Source organism: Microbacterium sp. NPDC077391, from assembly GCF_040686955.1.
GTDB lineage: Bacteria > Actinomycetota > Actinomycetes > Actinomycetales > Microbacteriaceae > Microbacterium > Microbacterium commune.
In genome coordinates this window covers 561875-582568 of the sequence record NZ_JBFBMI010000002.1, presented here as the reverse complement: position 1 = coordinate 582568, position 20694 = coordinate 561875, and the positions used below count along the sequence as shown (strand labels likewise).

Sequence of the window (20694 nt, the reverse complement as noted above, 5' to 3'; positions counted from 1 at the left end):
CCGCGTCACGACCGGCACGAACCTGCGCTAACCTGACCACGCGACCTGAGGAATTCCGATGAGCAACTCTGGGGAATTTCGATGAGCGCCATCACGGCCTGCAGCTTGCGCCACTGACCATTCCAATTGACGCCATCGTCCGCGAGCAATTGAGGCTCATCCGGGATAACGCGCGTCACCATCATCCCCGCAATGAGCGCCCTGCTCTCGTCACTCGCTGGCACCATGTTCTCCGCTGTCTTCGCGTGGTGGCAGTCAAGGCAGAGCAACTGAAGATTCGTCGGATCATCGGAATTGCCCGCGATGTGATCCACCTCGACGCCGGGCTTGCCGCACTGCTGGCATCGGCCTTGGTCTCGCAATCGGATCTCGGTGCGGATGCGCGTTGTGAGCTTTCGTCCGAGCGACCGATACCCGCCGATGACCAGGAACGCGTTCTTCGTCTGGATCGCGAGCTGGACGTCGGGATCGTCGCGGCGGCCGTCTCGGAAGACGCGACGGACGTACCGCACCTGAGCCGCGATCTCTTGGCACCACGTCGAGCAGTACAGCCCTTGGACATCAAGCGGGAGTTCAGCGAGACAGTTCGCGCAGTGGTCGTCCAAGAAGTAGCGCGGGCTCGGCACCTCGATGACGAACGGCGGTTTCATGAGGTCACCTTAGCCGAGCGTCGGCGAGAGACGTGCGATGGCTTCGGCGCCAGAGACCGGTGTCGCTCCCAGTCACCAGCGCTGCGGGTTCTGCGCATCCCACTCGCGCCACTCCAGGTACGTCAGGTCCGGGCGGTCGCCGTTGGGTAGCGGGATGAGTCGAAACGGATCCGATGCCGTGAGGTGCTCCTCGGCCCAATCGACGTATCCGAGTAGCGCGTCGTAGTGTTCCGAGTCCTTGCGTGAAGTCAGCGCCGCGCGGAGTCCAGCAACCACGGGGACGAGACGCTGATGGTGCTCGACGTCCTTTCGTAGCGATTCGAGAACTTGCAGCCAGTGACCATAGTTCCGGCCTCGTTTCCGAAGCGCCTCTGCGCGCTGTCTCGCCTGCTCTGCCTCGATTGCGCGTAGGCGCTGCGCCTCGGCCAGGGCAACGGCGTCGTCGCTCATCTGCTGGATGCGGATGATGGCGCGCAGCAGCTTGTCCTCGATGCGAGTGGCAACGGTGTCCTCGAGCACCAGTGAGCCGTAGTGCCCTGCCCCGATCTCGAGCCGCATCTTGTCCGTCGGGACGAAATCGCTCTTCGGTACCCAGAAGTAGCCGCCCCGCTGCTTATCAGCAAGCTCCTTCTCGGTCAGAACGTGATCGACTCGCCGCGTCTTCATACGGAGCCGGATCGCGGCTGGCTCGTGGCCGGCGTCGATGAGGAAGAGGTCGCTGCTGGGCCATTCTCGCTTTCGTGTCGTGTAGAAGGTTGCCGGCGTCATGGTCGAAAGCTGCGGCGTCACGGCCCATCCACGGCGCAGGGATTCCTGAGCCAACGCATGAAGGATGAGGAGTGCGCGCTGCCTTTCCTCTTCGGGAACGTCGAGGCGCTTCTTGTACTTGACGAGTTCGCGGATTGCTGGGTGGGCTCGACCAATCTCGACCGGGATCGGGATCGTCTCATCGATCACAGGGCGCCGTGGTTTCGGGGGAGTGGGTGCTGGAATCTCCGGGCGGACATCGACTGGAACGGCGTCTGGACTAGGTTCGGACGAGCGCGGCCGCAACGACGCCTTCACTGGACGCTTCTGCGCCGTCGGTGGCGAGGGACTTGTCGAGCCCGCCGTCTTGTCCGATTCATATCGTCCATGTACGAGGTAGTACCGGCCACCGGTAGTGACGGTAGCTGTCCACGAGTCGCCGCGACCGCGCACCTTGACAAGGCCGCGTCGCTCGAGCGCGCGAGCGGTGATGCGATGCACGTACCCGTCGTCGTAAATACCCGGCGGCCGATCATCGGCGACCCACCGCAGCACCGCGAGCTGAACTTCGTTGAGTGATGTGTGCACGCGATCCAGTCTCCGGACAACCGTGAACGCCGTCGAGTGCCCCGTGTATTACATCGCCAAGCACGCGAGTTATCCACAGGTGGATACGCCGATTTTCCCGTCGCGAACTACAGTGATGTAGTTCCTTGGGTACGTCAAAGCGCGTCAAATGCCTCAAAATCGGCACAGGTGGCACCGTGTGGGCCGAAAAGCCTGCGGTTGAGCATCGAGGCTATCCACAGGACTGATCGGCTTAGACGGGCTTCTGGCCCGTCGGATGTCGCCGAGCCCAAGTAGACTGAGGAATGATAAACAGAGCCCCGATCTGACTATTCGGAGCGAGGCTCTCAAACGGACAGGCCGGGGCCGTGTTGTCCGTGGAAGGACTACTCGACTCTAGACACTCCAATAGCTCTTCGCGACCTTTTCTCGGGGCCGGGAGGCCTGTCTTCCCTTTCAAGTAGGAAGGAGCGCACCATGGCGAAGTCATCGTCACGGTCGTCCGGAAAGCCCTCGAAAGGCCAGCTGAGCAAGGCGGGTCGCGTCCTCGCGACCGACTCGTCGGGCAAGGCGGCCAAGTCGAAGGCCGGATCGACGCTCGGCAGGGGCTGAGATGAGAGGAGGGCCGGTGACATTTTCGCCGGCCCTCCTTGTCACTCTTTCGTCGCTGAGAACGTGTCGGGACTTCACGATTGGGCGCTCACCCTGCGCCAGCATCCCGAGCGGGATGAGGAAGCAGCACAGCATGACGAAAGTCACCTTTGAGTTCAACGAAGAAGGACTGCGCCGCATCGCGGAAAAGCCGTCAGGGACATGGCGGCGCAGCAGACGCAGGATCTGGAGCACCTGCGGCATCAGTACACCGGCCAGTCGATTGAGGCGATCCGTCCGGCGCTGCAGCAGCTGTTCGCTGGGTACGGCGGCAGCATCACCGTGCCGGATCTGTCGGATTGGGCGCAGCTGATCCACGACGGTACGCGGATGGAGATGACGCCTGAGCCGATCGACTGGAGACGGTGATAGCCGCCGATGTTGATCCGGAGTACTCGAAGCACCAATCTTTATCGGGCGGGCGTAGTCGTGCAAAATGTAGAGACCCCGAGAAGATGGGACGAAGCGAAGGAGCGTCAATCTCCCGTTCTCCTGCTAGCAGGTGGCGCAGTCGCGGGCTAATGGGAGAGCATCATCGTGGCGACGTCGAGGAGCATCTCCTCGAGACGCTCGGCAGCGATCGATGCGGTCACGAAACGGGCGTAGTCCGGATGTCCGAAAATCCTGATCGCACCGTTGGAGACCAAGAACTCCGAAGACAGTTGTTTCTGATCATAGGACTCACGTACGGGGATGAGATCTGCCGTGTTTGTCAGACGTGAGCCGGGTCGCTCCGTGGCGAGGAAGTACAGCGGCTTATCCTTGGACTTGCTCTTTTCGATGAAGTCGACGAAGAACAGCTGCGTTGTCGCTCCGACCTGGAGCATCTCGTCATACGTGCGCTTCGGGTTCAGGATCCGCGTAACTGGCCGGGCATCTCCAAGCTCATCGAGAATACGGCGCTGGAGTAGCCTTGAGAGCTCCATGCGGCGGGCAATCATCGCCTCGTGCGAGATCTTCCGTGGCGGGTCGATGAGCTTCTGCAGAGTTTCCCAGACCCGCTTGGCTCGCCTCCCGTGCTCGGCGCTCGTGACCTGGAGATTCTGGTAGTGGTCGATTGTCAGGATCGCCTTGTACCAGCGGTGCTGGGTCAACAGCTCTAGGAGCTTTTCGGAGGTTTCGTCGGTTGCGGACGGGTTCCTCTCGCTCGCGAACGCGGTGATCGATGTCAACACAGCGGCTTCGCGTTGCGGGATCTGGAACTGCATTGCGGCATCAGGAAGTGGGACGGTGATGCCCAACTCTTCTCCTCCAGGCGCAGGCCCGGCACTACGCAGGAGTTCGGTGGCGAGCTCCTTTCCTCGCTTTCTGACCTCATTTTCGGGTGCGTGGGCGGCGTCGATCGCGTCCCAAACCATCCAGTGCATCATCGCCTTGATCGCCCGATAGGAGCGATGCCAGTACGCGACCCCGAACATGTGCGAGCGCACGCGTCCGACGAGCTCGGCAGGACGAACACCCTTGGCGCGCACGGCCATGCGCAGATCCGCTCCGCCGCCCGAGCGCAGAATGACCGCGATGGTTAGCGAGGACACGACGCGCCGTACGTCGATGCCTGCGCCGGCGGCCACGCCGAGCGCGTTGCTGTCTCGGATAAGGTAATCCAGCTTGTCCACGTCGAGTGAGCCGCTGAGGATGCTGTGGAGCATCCCACACATCCACGGCGTGAGCGAGCTGTCCGGACGAACCTCGCCGCCGATTACTGATGCGACATCGGCCGGGTTGAGATCCCAACCGCCGCCAGATTCTGTTTCGGATCGGCGCAAAATATCTGCGATCGGTGACGATGTGACGAACTCCACGGATCGGGTTTCGTGACGGAATGGCGCCGGATACGCTTCCTCGAGGTCGTGCGCGAGGGGGTAGTGTCCTACGTCGTGCAGCAGCGCCGCCGCGAGCAGTGTCCGCATCTGTACGGGACCCACCAGCACACGGAACAAGGGAGACTGCGGGTCCGCGTGCAGGGCGATGATCGCATCACGCATCATCGCGAATGTCCCCAGCGCGTGCTCCAACCGCGTATGCGACGCGGTCGGCCAGATCAAGCAGATCAAGCCCAGTTGCAAGCACGAGTTAAGCTGCCGCATTGCCGCCGTGCTGACGAGCGCGCGCACCCGCTGCGTGAAGGGTGCAGGGTCGCTTGTCCCGACCTGGACTATCTCCACAGGGACGCGGCTCAGCTCAGGAACCTTCACTTCGACCGACGGAGTGCCCAGCACACGTTCGAGCGCGTCAATCGCCTGTTGAAGGCTGTCATAGTGTTCCGAAACGAAGAATTCCGGCGGAAGTCCCAGAGCTGTCTCCGAGGGATCATTGGCCCCTCCGAGGAGCAAGCAGCCAATGAGGCGTACGGCTCGTTGCGTGCACAGATCCAGTTCCGGATAGTGATACGGGTCCGCATCCGCAAGAGTCTGCAAGAAGATCTGACCCAGCGCATACCGGTCCCATCGCTGTGCTGTTGAAAGATCGTATGAGCGTGATTGCAAGGCAGCGAGTCGGTCAGGGTGTGAGTAGACCTGGGTGAGGAACGTACCTGCGCCGTCGAAGAACTTCTCGTCAGTGACGTACTCCAGGTCCACAAGATGCACGCCCGAGATCGGCGAGACGATCACGTTTGACGAGGATACGTCACCATGCGCGTATCCCGCCTCGTGCACTGCGGCGAGCTGACGAGCAGTCGAGAGGAGAGCCTCAACGATGTTCACCGGCATCCGGTCGTTCGTGAGCGCGCGCTCTAATGTCTCGGATTGGGCGTGCCAGGTCGAGACAATGCAGGTGCCGCGGCTTCCATTCAGGCGGTAAAAGAAGCTGTCCAGAACTGAACCGATCGCGACGGACTTGGCTGACGCCATAAGCCGTGCGATCTTCGCGACTTGTTCTTGGCCCTCGCTGAACTCAGGATTGGAGATTGTCAGCAGCACTTCTTGCTGGGACGGACGGTGCACGGCGCACGCTAGAATCACCCTTGTGCCCGCGCGGACCAGTTCTCCCGAGTCCAATCGCCCTCCCGCTGCCGAGATTACGGCGGCCAGCACGTCTGAGGCATGTCTGACTTCGCGCTCCATGGCGGTGTCACTGTTGCCGTTCAGATTCTTCTGGGTGGGCTTTTGGATATCGTTCACGAGCGCTGGGAGGGTGCGAACTCGAGGACGGCAACATCGCGGGAACGTCCCGGCCCGACGTGCTCGGGAACTCGAGACTCCAACAAAGGCAGGCCAGCGTTGTCCGCTGCGACGCTGTAGATCCGGATTGGCCGATGGAAGAAGAGCACCTTCTCCGGATGTGGCGCGTGGTTGCGGATACGGAACTCTATCTCGAGAGTTTGCTCCACGCGCAGATCGATCCCCGAGACATCGACGTCGGCGCGTGACTGCAGGTACGTCCCAGGGTTGGGAATTGTGGCGATGAGCACACCATTTGGTTGAAGCATCTTCGCTGCAGCGAACATGAAGCCTTGTAGATCCGCCGCGCAATGCAGGGTCATGTTCGCAACGAGAGCCGCATATTTCCGGTCCCCGTGCGCTACCGCAAAGTCCTGCAATGTGCCCTGGAAGAACGCGACATTGCCGCCCGAGGCATCATGCAACTGAGTCGCTTTCGCTACCGATTCCGCAGAAGGATCAATTCCGTCCACTTGATAGCCCGAAGCGGCCATTTCCGCTGCGAGATACCCCAGACCTGAACCCACGTCGAGAATCTTTGAGCCCACTGGCACTTCGTGATCCGCCAATGACTCGAACACCAGGTTTTTCAGCGCTCTGTACGAAGGATCACCATTGTCCAGCAACTCCGTCGAACGAGCAGCGGAGTTCGCATCCCAACGGCGAGCAATCTCCGAGTCGGACGCCGCCGACCGTGACGAGAGAATCGAGGGAATAGCGGAAATCTTGTGCATTATACCCCATTATACCATGTTGGGTTCAACATCTTACTTCGTTGCGGGTGCAGCAGATCTAGTCTCAAGGATCGTGGAGAAAATGGTCCCCGCCAGGTTTACCAGGTCTGCATTCGTGGTTCGGGTGAAGGTGTTGACCTCGATCGGATGACGACGGGTCCGTCGAGTGGTCCCGTCAGCTGCTCCGCGAATGATCAGAATCTTCTCGGTCCCGTTAACCCGGTAGGACATCTTCACCTCCAACGCTTGATTGGCCGGGATGGACACAATGTCCACCTCGCGCTTGCTCAGCTCTTCCGTAGTGGGATAGCTGGTGTCACTGAGACACACAGTAGCCTTCTTACCTTTGCCTGCGATGGCTTCGACCACCGGTCTCATGACGTCGCCCTCGAGCCACTCGGTGTCCTCGCAGAAGATGTAGATGTTCCCTTCGAGCCGGTAGAAGTTTGCGTAGTACTGCGCGAACTTCGCGGTACCGCGTTCGAGCGACACATGTTCGATCTGAGCTCGCGGCGCTCGGACGGCGTACATCAGGATGAGATAGACCACAGTGATAAGGATCGTGGCCAGCACCTGCGCAGGAATATTCGGGTCTCCGAAGAACGGCCAGACGCCCACCACCAGCGTGACCGCGACGCCAGCCGCCGCGATCACGTTCAAGGCCCACCGCACGATGATCTTCGTCATTCCGCTCCTTCGCAGTTGCTTCCTACCATACAAAGAACAACCCCTGGCTGAGTACTCATTTCGCTCAGCACGCGTCGCCCACGAGCGCACTCGGATGCGGACCTGCGCCCGATGGTACCGTCACGGCTGCCAACGGCTATCCTGCTCAATTCGTTCAAGGCATGGCGCAATGTAGTTTTCACAACGTGCGCGACCGGAAGATTGACGCTCCGGAGCATCGGTTCATACTCAGTGTCGTTCCTCATTGGTATGCGGCTCGAAGGAGAACCATCCAGGTTCGCCGGCCGCTCCCGATGAGGAGGCTCACCATGAGTGAGAACACCCCCGCCGAGGTGCCATCCACGGCACTCGGCCCGATCCGCACCCTCGCGGTGCGGCTCACCGACGGATTGCGGGCGCAGTTGGACGTCATCGCCCAGCTCAACGACCGTTCCGTCACCGAAGAGATCCGTATCGCCCTCGAGGCCTGGGTCGAGACCAGCAAGTCCGACCCGAAGGTGCTCGCCAGGGCAGAGACGGTGCGCGCCGAGATCGAACGCGATGCCAAGACCAAGCAGAGCGCGATCGAGGCCATCTTCGGCGGCGCGGCAGCGAAGGCTACCCGCGCCAAGTCAGGCTCTGCCTGACACGCAAGACTCCCTCTCACTGGGGGAGAGGGGCGGCTGTCCCGGGGATCTGAGCGTGTGGGGACGCTCTCCCCGGGCAGTCGCCCGGAATCACTTCCCTGCCCTCGTTGCTGCCCCGCGGCTTGTCAGAGAACCAGTTGGTTCTCGGCCGCGACAACAGTAAGGAGGTGGGACTGATGGTTCAAGGAATCGTCATCCCTGCGGACGCTGAATCGCCGCTCGGGCGGCGCGACTTCGCGCGACTCGAGGACTATCAAGCGGTGGTCGGCGGATGGATCGAAGCCGTCGATCTGCTCGACTTCGGCGTCACCATCTATGTCAACGAGGAAGGACTGCTCCGGCACCTGCCGATCAACAGCCGAGCCTCGTTCCTATGGTGGTATCACGTCCCCGAAGCGCGACAGAAGGCGATGCTCGTCGGAGACGCCGTGCTGATCGGCTTGCCCGGCCGGGACGGCAACAACACCGACCTGCCGACCGCTGTGCGGGAGTTGCTGCTCTCGCCGCAATGCTACGGCGTTGAGGTGCGTACCGTCGGCGATGCTGCGTGGTGCCGGAACGAGACGATCTATCCCGACTACTGGGAAGCGATCGTCTGGGCAATGGTGCTCCTCGAACGGATGCCGGAGGTCACGGATACGCGAGTCGTTCCTGTCGATGGCGACGCCGAGGCCGCCTGATTCACACCAACTCATCCACTATGGCGGCGACTGCCCAGCCTCGAGAGCTATGCGCTCTCGGCTGGAGCGGTCGCCGTTTTTCACTTTGCAACGCGACTTGAGATCCGACGTTGGTGTCCGACGCTCCTGCCAGGATGGAGTCGTGGACGTAGAAGCCCTGGCCGTCGCGAAGATCCAGAATATGATCGCGCGCTGCACCCATCTCAAAGCCTTCATCGCGTCGAACGACAAGACGCCCTTCACGGACGGTCATATCGACCTGTACGGAGCGCTGGGACAGAGGAAGTCGGACTTCCACGGACGCGTTCCCGTGCAAGTCAAGGGACGCACTCGCTCCGGGAAGCTGCAGAATGAGTTGACGTTCGGCATCGATCGGACTGATCTCCTTGGCTTTCAGAGGGACTCAGGCGTCCTTTACTTCTACGTGCCTGTCGACCGGCAGGGCAAGCGCTGTACCCCCTACTTTGCGATCCTGTCGCCGTTCGCTATCGAGGACTATCTGCGGAGCGCCTCGGAGGAGCAGGCGAAGATTGCTGTCACGTTCAAGAAGCTTCGAAACGATCCGAACGAGATTGAACGAATCGTCGCGCTCGCTCTGAAGACGCGCGACCAGAATCCGTCACTCGGCTTTGAACCTGAGCTGTTCCAGAAGATGCAGAGCATCACGGTTCACACGCTCAGCGACCTCACCTTCGATGAACCTGTCGTCCTTCGCCCGCGCAACTTGGACTACGCAGTGGAGCTGGTCACCGAAGGCGGGATGCGGATCCCCCTGGGAGGCGAGCTTCATATCTTCCCCGGGCTGTATATGGAGCAGCCCTTCGACGCCATAATCTCTGCTGGCGGCGTGAGTTACACGCAGGTGACGCGCCAGCAGATTTCCCCGCACTCGATCGTCGTGAAGCTCGCCCCCGGTCTCAGCCTCACGATGACCGAAAGCGACAAGCAGAGACTATGGAACTTTGCCTTTTCGGAGGAAGGAAGCTTCGCAGATCGTCTCAAGGCCGCGCGCTTCATCGAAGGCTTCCTCGCGACCGGCGCGATTGAAGTCAACGAGGAGTCGACGCCGCTAGGAGTGATCAGCGATTCCAGCGAGACCGACCTCGCCGAGCTTCGACGTCAGCTCAACTTGATCCACCTGATGGACGAGCTCTTCGAATACTTGAACATCGACGGCTCCCTCGTCGACCTCGACGCGGTAGACGACATCCAGATTCGGAACGTCCACACCCTCCATCGCGCCCTGGTCCTTGGGGAACAGGTCTCCAACCCCGATGGGGAGGTGGCCAGAGGCATGTTCAGCATCGGTCGCGGAGCAGTGATGCTCGTCATCCTTCAAGGTGACGCCCCTGGCAAGTGGCGTTTCGTCGATCCATTCGACCCGCAAGCACCGCATCTCTTCCGCTGGTCCGCCGATGACGACGACCCAACGAGAGCATTCCCGGTCACGGTCTATGACGTCCTCGAGAAGAAAGACCTGCCGACCATTCTGAACCTGCGGCTCGAGTCGATCGTCAAGGCCTACGACGCGATCGTCGATGCTGAGCGCACTGCGAACCTTGCGAACCATCAGGTGTTGGCGCTCCTGAACGCAGCCGACGCCAGCGAGCGGCGCGCGAAAGAGTTCCTTGACGCCGCCGAAGCCCTCAACGACTGGGTGATCGAGCATGAGGGAGCACTTCCCATTCACCTGATCAATCGGTGGCAGATTCGCTGGCGCATCGCGCCCCTGTCAGCTCAGGATCTGGGAGCAATTCGTGAGCTACGGCGATCGGTCGTTCGTGATGGAGGTCCACGGGCCGCCGAGCTTGAGGTGGCATGCGGGCTGCTCCTCGGAGATCGCTCCGAGGCCGATTACCTAGTCGAACGGCTGCCCGACGAGACGCTCGATGAAATGAAGAATTGGCCGATCTGGAAGTTGCGAGGATCGGACGAGGAAGCAGCGCTCGAGCAGACCTGACCCAGCGCTGGAAGCATTCCCGTGACGGTCATGCCGACGCTTGGGGACGAACTAGCGGCGTGTACGGCTGTCCGGAGCGGTCGAGGTGATCAGGTATAGGGTCAGCGAAGTTGCCGACGCCGTGCGCCCAGTCGAGAGATTCCTCGGCTATGTAGACGACGGTGTGGGGTGTTGGTTTTAGGAATCGAGGCCGACGGCCCGAAACCGAAGGTCGCGGACTCGCCACAGTGGCAGCGTCGGCATAAGCTCGTGCAGTTGCCCCTCGTTGATGTACGCCCGGTGTCTGAGCGTTTCGAGATCCGCATCCTGAAAGATGTAGCGGCGATCGCTCGTCGGCTGTGCGCGGTACGCGCCGAAGTGGCCGTGCACCCACTCGAACGACACCGTACTTTCCAGCCAGCGCCGAAGCGCGAGCTCGTCGTAGATCACCTCCCCGTCGCTGAGGACACGAGCAGGCGGTGCAGTGATCCGTGACGAGTACGGCGCTTCTCGCCGAATGTAGTCCAGGCGGGCACTCGTCAGCCCCGGCGCGATGCTCCCCGCTTCGGCGCGTGTGATCCACACGATCCTGGCCTTTTCGTGTTCTCGTTCGTCTGCACACCCATCAAGCTACCGACGCGGGCGCGGGCCAAGTGCTTTAGCCGCGCGACCCGACACTGACGAAGAGTGGGCGGTACGCCAGATCGCCGTCAGTACGTGGGAAGTGCCTCCAACCTACTTTGTCCCAAAACGCGTCTGCGTTCTCGGAGAACGCGAACAGTGGCTGGCCTTGATATCGCTGTTCGAGCAGTCGGACCGCTGCAGTCCCGGCTCCGTCGCATCGCCGGTCCGCGCGAACCTCGAAGAACACAACTTCGACCAATTCATGGGGTGCCGACAACCCCGCGTACTCCGCGTGCAAGGGTGTCCGCGTGTGAACTTCGGCACGGGCCACTTCCTCTTCGCCTTCGACAAAACTGATCAGTTCCACGTTCGGCTTCGACCCAACCGTGCCAGCTCGATCGCGCCACCAGTGCGTTGTGAAGCCGTTCGTCGTGTGCTCGAACGGCTTCACGTAGTCACGCGTCTGCTCGAGCACTGTCAAGACGATCACTCGGGTCCTCCTCCATTTCGCGCCGTCCGGGATGCTGGTTCCCGGCTGCGCCCCACCGATCGTATAGCGGTGAACGCGCAAGCTGACGTGACGTTTGACTACCTGACGCCAGCCAACTCCGTTTCGCCCGCGCGCTCCTGGATCAGCTCGAAGATGTCGATGTACGCCACCTGGACTCGGTGCCTTATCCGCTTACGCATCGCGGCGGACACGGTCAGTGGCGGCCAGCGTCGGAGGCGCGCGTTACCGTGATCTAGGCGGCCGAGCGACTTTCAACAGTAGCGATTCGTGCGCGGACACGCATCAGCGCCCGGCATCACCCGAAATCCAGGGAAAGGGCAACGGACCATATTGGTCTGTTGCTCAGTGTCGGTCCCGTGTGGCAGACTTCGTCTATGGCCCTTACGGAGCGAGATACCCGCACACAGCTCATCGATCCGATGCTGGCTGCGGCTGGCTGGCTTCCATCGCAGATTGAGGAAGAGTACGTGTACCGCCCGGGAAAGCTACGTCTTCTGGGGGAGCAGACGGTGCGCGACGACCCGCAATTCGTCGACTACGTGCTGCGCGCCGAAGCCCGCGGTCCGATCCTGGCCGCTCTCGAAGCGAAGGACGAATCGCACTCCCCGGGTGCTGGTTTACAGCAAGCCCTGGCGTACGCCTTCGACGTCTCGGCACCATTCGCACTGTCAACGAATGGACACGAGATCGTCGAGCAAGATCTGCGCAACGGGGTGGTCCGTCGGCTCAAGGATTTCCCCACGGCCGCAGAACTCCTCTCGAGGTGGGAGTCGACCGAACCATGGCGCGGTGAGACCGTCACTACCCCGCGGGGAAACAGCGTCCCGAACCCCCTCCTCCAGCCGGCGTTCTCGCTGCCTGGAGCTCCATCGATGCGGTACTACCAAGAGCGCGCCGTTTCGGCGTCCATTGGCGAGATGCTACGCGGACGCCATCGAGCACTTCTGTCACTCGCGACAGGTACCGGCAAGACCTTCATCGCCTACAACGTCGTGCACAAGTTGCTTGCCAGCGGGTACGCCAAGCGGGTGCTCTTCATCGCGGATCGGGTCAGCCTGCGCGATCAGGCCTTCAATGAGTTCGGGGCGCTCGGTGACCGACGCGGGGTAGTCGCGAACGGGCAAGTTCCGCTCCAGCGCGACGTGCACTTCGGGATCTATCAGTCGCTCTATGCCGCCTCTGCGAACGGAGCGCACGTCTACGAGCAGTACCCAGCCGACTACTTCGACCTCGTGATCATCGACGAGTGTCATAGGAGCGGCTACGGAGACTGGGGTGCCATCCTCGACCACTTCTCGAGCGCCTTCCACCTCGGCATGACGGCGACGCCGAAGCAGGACGATTCCATCGACACTTACGCCTTCTTCGCATCGGAGAATGCCGACGAGCAGGGGCAGCCACGGCCCATCTATGAGTACTCGCTTGGTCGGGGAATCGATGACGGCTTCCTGGCTACCTACAAGGTCCTCCGCGTGTCGACATCCGTTGACGAAGGACTCGTCATAGGCGATGAAGTCGAGCGTGGCGCCGAGCTCATCGTCCCGGAGGGCACCACACCACGGGACGTCTATGACATGCGTGACTTCGAACGCGAGATTGTCGTGCCTGACCGCACACGCGCGCTGTGCGAGCACTTGGCTGCGACACTTCGGACATACGGAGCGCTGGACAAGACGATGGTCTTCTGCGTCACGATGGAGCACGCTGAACTCGTCCGGAACGAAATGCAGCGACTGCTGGGTTCGGAAACCGGTAAGAATCTCTACGCCGCCCGCATCGTCAGCGAAGAGCGGGACGCCCAGCACATTCTCGAACAGTTCCAGCTCGCTGGCTCGAGCGAGCCGGTGGTGGTTACAACCGTCGATCTCCTGTCCACAGGTGTCAACGCGCCCTCTGTGCGCAACATCGTCTTCATGAAGCCGATCGGGTCGGTGACGACGTTCAAGCAGATTATCGGCCGTGGTAGCCGTCTGGATCCGCTAACCGGCAAGACCTTCTTCCGAGTGATCGACTACACCAATGCGACTCGCCTGTTCGACGATTGGGATCTTCCGTCGACACCTGTCGTGGACGGGCCGACGACCGGCACCGAAGCGATCGCCGGCCACGTGCAGGATGAGGAGCTGGCCGAGGCGATCCCTGGAGCAACCATCTCTGTCCGCCTTCGTGGCCGTCTGCTGGCTGAGGCACGCACGGACAATGCTGGAAGCTTCGCGATCAGCGACCTCCCAGCCGCAGTGCTCGATGTGTTCATCGCGGCAACGGGCTTCACCCGACGCCATCTTCGAGTTGACACGACGTCCAGCGACGCGACGTCGCTCGTCGTCGCCCTACGTAAACCTGCAGTTGGTGAGCGCCGAGTGCGCATCTCCGGCGTGGAGGTACTCATCGCGGACGAGATCGAAGTGGACCTCGGTAACGGGCACATCCTTCCCGTCCCCGAGTACCTCGGCAGGGCGCGGACAGCGATCCGTGAGCGGGTGGATTCCCTGGGCGCCCTTCACGACCTATGGGTGTCGCGACCGCAGCGCGTGGCCTTCGAGGAGGAGCTCGCCATGCGCCAGATCACCCCAGAACTGCTGGGTCTCGTGCTCGGCCGCGCTGATGTGGATGCCTACGACCTCTTCGCGTCGGCTGCTTTCGACGCGTCGATGGCGAGCCGCGATGCCCGTGCGTCCTCCGCGGCACACGCGCTCGTCGGCGTCTCACCGTCACTTCCCGACGACTTACTGTCCGCGGTGCTCGACAAGTTCCGCATCGGCGGCACCAACGAGGTGTCGACGAGCGAGCTGTTCAGTCTGTCTCCGTTCGCCACCGATTGGGGCGGTGTCCTCGGCGTCGCCAAGCTGCTCGGCGGGCCGGAGCAGGTCGCCGCACTCCTTGATTCCATCCTGACCGCACTCTTCACCTCAGAAACTGACGCATGACGCTCTCCGAACTGCAAGCCAAGATCAAGTCGGCATCCGACAAGATGCGGGCCGACGACAACACCAAGAACGCATTGAAGTACCTCGAGCAGCTGACCTGGCTGATGTTCCTCAAGGTCTTCGACTCCCTCGAGGAGACCCGCGAGATGGTGGCCCGCATCGACGGGTCAACCTACACGCCGCTCATTGCTGACAAGTACCGCTGGGCGTCCTGGGCGCGAAGTAGAGAACTCACGGGGGACGAGCTAATCGTCTTCGTGACGGACGAGCTCCTGCCCTATCTCCGGGAGCTCAGCGGCAGCCCGCGCGCCGAGCGGCTCGCCGCGATCTTCGCCGAGGTGCGCACCGTCATGAAGTCGGGCTATTCGCTGAAGGAGGTCGTGGCGATCGTCGACTCCATTGACTTCCACGCGCTCGACAACCACCACGCCATGAGCGTCGTCTACGAGTCCTTGCTCGCCCAGACCGCCGACGCCGGGTGGTCAGGGGAGTTCTACACGCCGCGGCCTGTCGTCGAATCGATGGTTCGGATCATCGATCCGAAACTTGGCGAGCGCATCTACGACCCGTGCTCGGGGTCGGCGGGATTCCTCGTGGGATCGGCGCAGCACCTCGACGGCGCCGCGCGCACTGTTGAGGAGAAGGACGTCTTCAACTCGGCCTCATTCTTCGGTCAAGAGTCCGGCGAAATCGCGGCTCTGGTCGGCACGATGAACCTCATCCTTCACGGCGTGGAGGATCCGCAGATCATCAGGCGCAACACCCTCGAGCAAGACGCGCGTAATGTCAGCCCGAGCGAGCAGTTCGACGTCATCCTGACCAACCCACCGTTCGGCGGCACCGAGAACCCGCAGGTGCAGCAGAACTTCCCGAGTAAGTCCGCGGCAACGGAGCTGCTGTTCCTGCAACATTGCATGGCGAAGCTCCGCGACCGAGGGCGTGCCGCCATCGTCCTGCCCGACGGCATCCTGTACCGCACCGAGACGGCGTTCTCGACCGTTCGACGTCGGCTTCTCAACGAGTTCACGGTGTCCGCCATCGTGCGACTTCCGACCGGCGTCTTCCCGACAGCGGCAGATACGCGCACCAACCTCATCTTCTTCTCCAAGGGGGGTCGCACGAGCACGGTGCGCTATTACCAGGTACCGACTCCTCCGGGAAAACGCTCCTACAGCAAGACCAACCCACTCACCAAGGACGTGCTCAGAGGCGTCGAGGCTTGGCTTGTCGACGGGGTGCCCAATGAGTACTCGTGGGAGGTCGACTACGACACCATCGTCGACAGTGGGTACGACCTCGACATCCCCTGGCCGAACGCGTCGCTGATCACCGATGGTGCGGTCGCGGGAGAACGAATCGAAGCGCTCCGCGCTCGACTTAGCACGCTCCTCGATCTGACCGACGCGCTGGCCACGGCACACGGCTCGCTCGATTCATATCCCCTCGTGGAGGCGCAGCCGATTGGCGAATGGGTCGTCGAGTCTGGTGCTCGTGCGGGCCGCACGGAGCCTGACCGGTTCGTTGGAGTCAGTAACGAGGGTGGCCTCGCCCCGTTCAAGGGCAAGCCTGCCAAAGACACGAGTCGCTACCGCCAGCTGCGTCCCGGAGACTTTGTCTACAATCCCATGCGTGTCAACGTCGGATCGATTGCGCTCTGTCGGCGCGAGGACGAGGCGGGATGGGTCAGCCCCGACTACGCCGTCTTCCGACTCGCAGAGGATGCTCCCTTCGATGAGGAGTTCTTGCTGATGTTCCTCAAGAGTGAGCAGGGCAAGGCGGAGATCGTCCGCGAGAGCCGGGGCGCGGTACGACGACGCCTCTATATGGACGGAGTGAAGAAGATTCGCGTCCCGATCCCGGGGGACGCCGAATCGTGGTCGGCGCTCATCGGGTCCTTCGCCTCGGTCAGGCGCCACCTGCGCGAGTTGCCGAGTACCTCCGCGGGAACACTGGCGGCATTCGAGGCTGCCGCCTTCGGGCCTCGTGACATCGGAGATGACACCGCTCAGTAATGGTGAACCAGGTGCAACCATATGTCTGGTATGGTTAAGTGTAGGCAACCATTAAGGAGTTTCATGCGACTCGGCGGATCGAGCGAAGTGGCGAAGGCGCTCGGCGTCTCTGCCTCTCGCGTGACGGTACTGCGCCAGCGCGCAGATTTCCCTGACCCCATCGGCGAGATCGCACAGGGGCCAATCTGGGATCTGGACGTAATTGCCGAGTGGGCGAGCTCGGGCCTGCGCAAGAGCGGTGCGGGGCGGCCGAAAGCTGAGGATGTCAGTCGTCTACTCGGCGGTCGCTTCATCTTGGAGTATCCTGCGATCGGCCGCGGTGGCTTCGCTGATGTCTATCGAGCGACGGACAAGAAGACCGGCGTCACCGTCGCAGTCAAAGTGCTGCGCGACGTTGAGGGTGTCGAAGAAGAGGCGATCAAGCGGTTTCAGCGTGAGCTGCGGATCATGGAGAAGCTGTCGGATCCCAACGTGGTGCGCGTCCTCGCCCAGGGAGAGACTGACGGCGGCGAGATCTGGTACGCCATGCCGCTAGCCCAGGGTAGCCTCGCGGATTACGTTCAGGCCATCGGCCAGAACCCACCCCTAATCGTGGACATCATGCGGCAGATCTGCTCTGGGCTCGAGTACATCCATGCGCAGGGCATCTTCCACCGCGACCTGAAGCCCGGGAACGTGCTGCGCCTCAAGGACGCCGACACCGAGGCCGACACCTGGGCGATCTCCGACTTCGGCCTCGCCGTTCAGGCCGAAAGGGATACAGATCCGCTCACATCGACGTTTCGCCAAGGCCTAGGGTCTTGGGTCTACACCGCGCCCGAGCAATGGCAGGCTGCCCGCAGCGCAAACCGCCTGTCCGACGTCTATAGCCTTGGCAAGGTCCTTCAGGAGCTCGCTACTGGCGAGTGGCCGGTGAACGCGGAGATACCTCCAGGCGTACTTCGGCCAGTCATCGAGAAGGCCATCGCGAACCTCCCGGCCGCTCGCTACCAATCGGTCTCCGAGTTCCTCGAAGCACTAGAGCGGACGATCGGGACTCAGGCCGTTCACCAGGATTGGGAATCACGCGAGGAGCAGGCCGAGCGGCTCCGAGATCGCCTTCTCGGGCAGCCAAGCCCGGAGGACCTCGTGGAGGTCATGGACTGGGCGCTCGCTCTCGACGAAACGGATGAGAGCGACATGAGCGCTCTCATCCGAGTGATTCCGTGGATGAGCGCGTCATCGATCACCTACTTGTGGGGCCGTGACTCCGGTGCGTTTCTGCGTGTGGTCGACCGCTTCTGTGCCTACGTCTCGACGAACAGCTTCTCGTTCGAGTACTGCGACACCCTCGCCAACTTCATGCGTCGGCTCGCGGAGATTACCGGTGATCCGAAAGCACTTGGCAAGGTGGTGCTCGGGCTTGCCCGCCTCGGTGCCCACCACAACCGCTGGCACGTGCGCGATGTACTCGTCGGCCTGCTGCAGGGCGTGAAGTCGAAGGAGGGGGCGGCGGAAGTCGTCGAGGCGCTCTGTGCCATCCCGATCGAAGAGGCGCAGTGGTCGGTTACAGATTTCACACTGCGGACTCTGCCGGCATCGATCCGCGCCGGACTCGGACCTGTAATCACAGTGGCATCCTGATGACGACAGGAACTCTCCGCCTTAGTCGCCAGACGCCTCCGATCGTTGATTCGCTTAGATCGGTGGCGATGAACGCTGAGGCGAGGACGTTCCACATAGAACACGCAAGTACGGAGCACCACTGATGGCTCTATCGCTCGGCCCGATTCTGCTCGACGCAGGCATCGACCCGTCGGACGCGCTCGTGATCCGCCACGCCTATGTGCGCGAGCACGAGGACAGCGGCATCTCGGGTATCCATGCCGACTCGACTGACGAGGAGATCCTCGAGTACACGCGCAACCAGTCGGCGAACACACGACGGTTCCCTGAGGGGCCGCCCCGCTACTGGGTCGTCTTCATCCGTGAGGGTGGTGACCAGGCTCGGCTGTGGGCCGTAGTCGAGAACGGCGGTGAGATCGCCAACGACGGAGTGCGACGGATCTTTGACATGGTCGTATCCGAGCACATGGCGGATCTGCGTGGGCGCCTTGTGATCGGCTGGCGTTCACCGCGTACCTGGTGGATGCGTGCCAACACAGCAGCCAGCTATCCGGTGATGGGTATCGCCGACGCTGAGCCGGTGCCGTTCCCCGGCTTCGACCGGCTCGTTCTCGACTACGCGCAGCTCCAGGCGGTTATGCGCGACCATCGCTACGCTTCCTGGCGCACCGCCCTGTCGTCGGTGGTCGGCATCTACCTGATCACTGACACCCGTGATGGGCGTCACTACGTTGGCAAGGCCGACGGTGAAGAGAACATTCGTCAGCGATGGACTGTGTATGCGACGAACGGCCATGGCGGCAATGTTGAACTCAGGGGACTCGATCCTTCGACCTTCCGCTACTCGCTGCTGCGTGTGTTCGATCCGTCAACGCCCACCTCGGCGATCGATGCCTCGGAGAGCCACTTCAAAGTCGCACTCGACTCGCGTAGGCACGGACTAAATCGAAACTAGGAAAGTACCCCATCGATGTGCGGCGCGGCGCGGCGCGGTGCTACTTCTCGCTTCCGTCGATGGGGGTAGCGACCTCGTGCCGAAGCATGTATTGCTGATCGAACGTCAGTTTGGGGGAGGGAGCCAGGAGCAGGTCTTCTGCTTCGTCGGCGATGTGTGACACAGATCCGAGGCGCTTCGATACGGTCACCCACCTGAGGTAAGCGATGTCGTCGACGCGGCGCAGCGCTGCAGTAACGCCGGACGATAGTTGAGTCGAGTGGATCTGCCGCTGGCCGGCGAGCTGCGCCAGCACGAACTCGGCGACCAGCTCATGCTCCTGACCCCAATGAGGCCGCCCGCGCATTGCGTTGCCGATGCTTTTCTTGAACTGTGCGAAGTTGAACTCGCGCCGCTCGCCGTTCTTCTTCACAACAACGGCGGGTCGGGCAAGAGTGGACGGCCACCATGCCTCAATCGGGCGCTTCTTCGGTTCGAGAGGCCGACGCCCGAGGTTTGGGTAGTTCTCCGGAGCGCACAACCACTCGAGGAAGTCTGCGGCCGTCTTGAACCCCTCGAAGCCAGGTCGCTTGCGTCGGATCGTGAGCTGACCGCGTCGACCGAGGGAGTATGTTACGTGGGCAGCGCGGAGCTTCTCTTCCTGGCTTAGACGCCGTTCGACCTCGACGACGATGTCGACATCATCGATGCAAGTCGCGGCTGTGTCCGCCTGAGTCGCTTCCAGCTCGTCAGCTGTCAGAGGGGAAGCCAGCATTTCAAGTTGTTCGGCTAGCGCTCTCTCCACGTCCTCCACGATCCTGTGAATATCGTCGGCCTCAAGTAGGCCGAGAGTGTCGCGCTGAAGCTCTTGCCCAAGCCGGGCCAGCGAGAAGCGGCTGAGTCGCTGGTTCCCGGTTTGCCGAACCCACAAGCGGTCCATCGTCATCGTGCGCAGGCGCTCGTCAGTCAGGAAGACGTGGTCGGGAACTGTCAAGCAACGGCGCTGCCGCGTGATCCGCGTGTGATCGCTGGATGTCCGTGTGTAACTCACTTCGGTACCCGACGCGACCCCCAGCGCCCGACACGTTGGGCACTGGAGGTTGTTGCGCTTGGCGACAGCGCTGGCGGAGCTAGGCATATAGACATGATGCGCGCCCGTGACTGCCCCAGTCAATATCTCCTTCTATTTGCGAGCGCTGTCCGTCGCATCGACTGCAACTTGCTTACAAGTACTCGCGCCGACGATCTTTCAAGTGGCAGACTCGTACTTGTAGGCAGCGTGGCCGACAGGGCGGAGCGACTGATGGACGAGCAGCAGAACTCGAAGGGTTGGTACGACGGAACGCTTGCCAAAGCGACAGGATGGACTTGTTTGGTCCTTCTCGTAATTGTTGTTGTTGGCAGCTTGGCCGCTTCGGCCCTCGCAGCTCTCCAAGGGCACTACTTCGTACTCTTTGGGCTGCCAGGTGTAGCTGCTATCAGCTGGGCGCTCATGCACACCGTGCTCCGCTGCGCGGGCGTGCCTGCAGTCAGGAAACTGAAGATGAAGGCGCATGTGCCTATGCGGTCGTTGCCGAATGGGCCGAAGAACCGGCCGGCACAGAAGCGATCCGAACGCCGGAACGAGCGCATCTGACCC

18 protein-coding genes are annotated in these 20694 nt (G+C 61.9%); 10 read left to right on the top strand and 8 right to left on the bottom strand.

Annotated elements, in window-relative coordinates; all coding sequences use genetic code 11:
* Positions 1-5 precede the first annotated feature (5 nt).
* On the bottom strand, positions 6-650 hold the full coding sequence (locus AB0O65_RS08160; protein WP_363384033.1) for an HNH endonuclease: 645 nt from the start codon (positions 648-650) through the stop codon (positions 6-8).
* A gap of 72 nt (positions 651-722) precedes the next feature.
* Positions 723-1985 carry a hypothetical protein gene (locus AB0O65_RS08155; RefSeq protein WP_363384031.1) on the bottom strand — a complete coding sequence of 421 codons (1263 nt, stop codon included), beginning with the start codon at positions 1983-1985 and terminating at the stop codon, positions 723-725.
* A 456-nt stretch (positions 1986-2441) separates the two neighbouring features.
* On the opposite strand from AB0O65_RS08155, the gene AB0O65_RS08150 reads away from it, so the two are divergent.
* The gene (locus AB0O65_RS08150) at positions 2442-2576 is read left to right on the top strand and encodes a hypothetical protein (protein WP_363384029.1); all 135 of its coding nucleotides are present in this window, start codon (positions 2442-2444) and stop codon (positions 2574-2576) included.
* A gap of 201 nt (positions 2577-2777) precedes the next feature.
* The gene (locus AB0O65_RS08145) at positions 2778-2984 is read left to right on the top strand and encodes a hypothetical protein (RefSeq protein ID WP_363384027.1); all 207 of its coding nucleotides are present in this window, start codon (positions 2778-2780) and stop codon (positions 2982-2984) included.
* Positions 2985-3133: 149 nt separating this feature from the next.
* Here AB0O65_RS08145 and AB0O65_RS08140 read toward each other — a convergent pair whose 3' ends face one another.
* From AB0O65_RS08140 to AB0O65_RS08130, 3 genes are read right to left on the bottom strand one after another with little or no spacing between them, the layout of a single operon-like run.
* Positions 3134-5737 carry an HD domain-containing protein gene (locus AB0O65_RS08140; RefSeq protein WP_363384025.1) on the bottom strand — a complete coding sequence of 868 codons (2604 nt, stop codon included), beginning with the start codon at positions 5735-5737 and terminating at the stop codon, positions 3134-3136.
* Positions 5734-6510: a class I SAM-dependent methyltransferase gene (locus AB0O65_RS08135; protein WP_363384023.1), complete on the bottom strand. Its 777-nt coding sequence runs from the start codon at positions 6508-6510 to the stop codon at positions 5734-5736. The genes AB0O65_RS08140 and AB0O65_RS08135 overlap by 4 nt, the downstream gene beginning before the upstream one ends.
* A 33-nt stretch (positions 6511-6543) precedes the next feature.
* On the bottom strand, positions 6544-7197 hold the full coding sequence (locus AB0O65_RS08130) for a hypothetical protein (RefSeq protein WP_363384021.1): 654 nt from the start codon (positions 7195-7197) through the stop codon (positions 6544-6546).
* 308 nt (positions 7198-7505) lie between these two features.
* On the opposite strand from AB0O65_RS08130, the gene AB0O65_RS08125 reads away from it, so the two are divergent.
* From AB0O65_RS08125 to AB0O65_RS08115, 3 genes are all read left to right on the top strand, one after another.
* Positions 7506-7823, top strand: a complete 318-nt coding sequence (locus AB0O65_RS08125) for a hypothetical protein (RefSeq protein ID WP_363384019.1) — start codon at positions 7506-7508, stop codon at positions 7821-7823.
* A gap of 176 nt (positions 7824-7999) precedes the next feature.
* Positions 8000-8503, top strand: a complete 504-nt coding sequence (locus AB0O65_RS08120; protein ID WP_363384018.1) for a DUF3846 domain-containing protein — start codon at positions 8000-8002, stop codon at positions 8501-8503.
* Positions 8504-8645: 142 nt separating this feature from the next.
* Positions 8646-10463, top strand: a complete 1818-nt coding sequence (locus AB0O65_RS08115; protein WP_363384017.1) for a hypothetical protein — start codon at positions 8646-8648, stop codon at positions 10461-10463.
* Positions 10464-10640: 177 nt separating this feature from the next.
* Here AB0O65_RS08115 and AB0O65_RS08110 read toward each other — a convergent pair whose 3' ends face one another.
* Together AB0O65_RS08110 and AB0O65_RS08105 are read right to left on the bottom strand one after the other, a co-directional pair.
* Complete coding sequence (locus tag AB0O65_RS08110) at positions 10641-11027, bottom strand: hypothetical protein (protein ID WP_363384015.1); 387 nt, start codon at positions 11025-11027, stop codon at positions 10641-10643.
* A 73-nt stretch (positions 11028-11100) separates the two neighbouring features.
* On the bottom strand, positions 11101-11556 hold the full coding sequence (locus AB0O65_RS08105; protein ID WP_363384013.1) for a GCN5 family acetyltransferase: 456 nt from the start codon (positions 11554-11556) through the stop codon (positions 11101-11103).
* 395 nt (positions 11557-11951) lie between these two features.
* Between AB0O65_RS08105 and hsdR the strand changes: the two genes are divergently transcribed.
* The 4 genes from hsdR to AB0O65_RS08085 all read left to right on the top strand — a co-directional run bounded on the left by hsdR (position 11952) and on the right by AB0O65_RS08085 (position 19076).
* A complete protein-coding gene (gene hsdR / locus AB0O65_RS08100) occupies positions 11952-14504 on the top strand; it encodes an EcoAI/FtnUII family type I restriction enzme subunit R (RefSeq protein ID WP_363384011.1) in 2553 nt (850 codons plus the stop codon).
* Complete coding sequence (locus AB0O65_RS08095; RefSeq protein WP_363384009.1) at positions 14501-16516, top strand: N-6 DNA methylase; 2016 nt, start codon at positions 14501-14503, stop codon at positions 16514-16516. The genes hsdR and AB0O65_RS08095 overlap by 4 nt, the downstream gene beginning before the upstream one ends.
* Positions 16517-16579: 63 nt before the next feature.
* Positions 16580-18139 (top strand): serine/threonine-protein kinase, encoded by a 1560-nt coding sequence (locus AB0O65_RS08090; protein ID WP_363384007.1) that lies wholly within the window; start codon positions 16580-16582, stop codon positions 18137-18139.
* A 124-nt stretch (positions 18140-18263) separates the two neighbouring features.
* Positions 18264-19076, top strand: a complete 813-nt coding sequence (locus tag AB0O65_RS08085; protein ID WP_363384005.1) for a GIY-YIG nuclease family protein — start codon at positions 18264-18266, stop codon at positions 19074-19076.
* Positions 19077-19116: 40 nt separating this feature from the next.
* On the opposite strand, the gene AB0O65_RS08080 is transcribed toward AB0O65_RS08085, so the two are convergent.
* Positions 19117-20106 carry a hypothetical protein gene (locus AB0O65_RS08080; RefSeq protein ID WP_363384003.1) on the bottom strand — a complete coding sequence of 330 codons (990 nt, stop codon included), beginning with the start codon at positions 20104-20106 and terminating at the stop codon, positions 19117-19119.
* A gap of 252 nt (positions 20107-20358) precedes the next feature.
* Between AB0O65_RS08080 and AB0O65_RS08075 the strand changes: the two genes are divergently transcribed.
* Positions 20359-20691 (top strand): hypothetical protein, encoded by a 333-nt coding sequence (locus AB0O65_RS08075; protein WP_363384001.1) that lies wholly within the window; start codon positions 20359-20361, stop codon positions 20689-20691.
* Positions 20692-20694: the final 3 nt, after the last annotated feature.

Bases quoted from the DNA above. Each gene is read 5' to 3' on its own strand.
- hsdR (WP_363384011.1), top strand. From the start codon at position 11,952: ATGGCCCTTACGGAGCGAGATACCCGCACACAGCTCATCGATCCGATG.
- AB0O65_RS08090 (WP_363384007.1), top strand. From the start codon at position 16,580: ATGCGACTCGGCGGATCGAGCGAAGTGGCGAAGGCGCTCGGCGTCTCT.
- AB0O65_RS08095 (WP_363384009.1), top strand. From the start codon at position 14,501: ATGACGCTCTCCGAACTGCAAGCCAAGATCAAGTCGGCATCCGACAAG.
- AB0O65_RS08150 (WP_363384029.1), top strand. From the start codon at position 2,442: ATGGCGAAGTCATCGTCACGGTCGTCCGGAAAGCCCTCGAAAGGCCAG.
- AB0O65_RS08145 (WP_363384027.1), top strand. From the start codon at position 2,778: ATGGCGGCGCAGCAGACGCAGGATCTGGAGCACCTGCGGCATCAGTAC.
- AB0O65_RS08125 (WP_363384019.1), top strand. From the start codon at position 7,506: ATGAGTGAGAACACCCCCGCCGAGGTGCCATCCACGGCACTCGGCCCG.
- AB0O65_RS08120 (WP_363384018.1), top strand. From the start codon at position 8,000: ATGGTTCAAGGAATCGTCATCCCTGCGGACGCTGAATCGCCGCTCGGG.
- AB0O65_RS08085 (WP_363384005.1), top strand. From the start codon at position 18,264: ATGGCTCTATCGCTCGGCCCGATTCTGCTCGACGCAGGCATCGACCCG.
- AB0O65_RS08075 (WP_363384001.1), top strand. From the start codon at position 20,359: ATGGACGAGCAGCAGAACTCGAAGGGTTGGTACGACGGAACGCTTGCC.
- AB0O65_RS08160 (WP_363384033.1), bottom strand. From the start codon at position 650: ATGAAACCGCCGTTCGTCATCGAGGTGCCGAGCCCGCGCTACTTCTTG.
- AB0O65_RS08135 (WP_363384023.1), bottom strand. From the start codon at position 6,510: ATGCACAAGATTTCCGCTATTCCCTCGATTCTCTCGTCACGGTCGGCG.
- AB0O65_RS08130 (WP_363384021.1), bottom strand. From the start codon at position 7,197: ATGACGAAGATCATCGTGCGGTGGGCCTTGAACGTGATCGCGGCGGCT.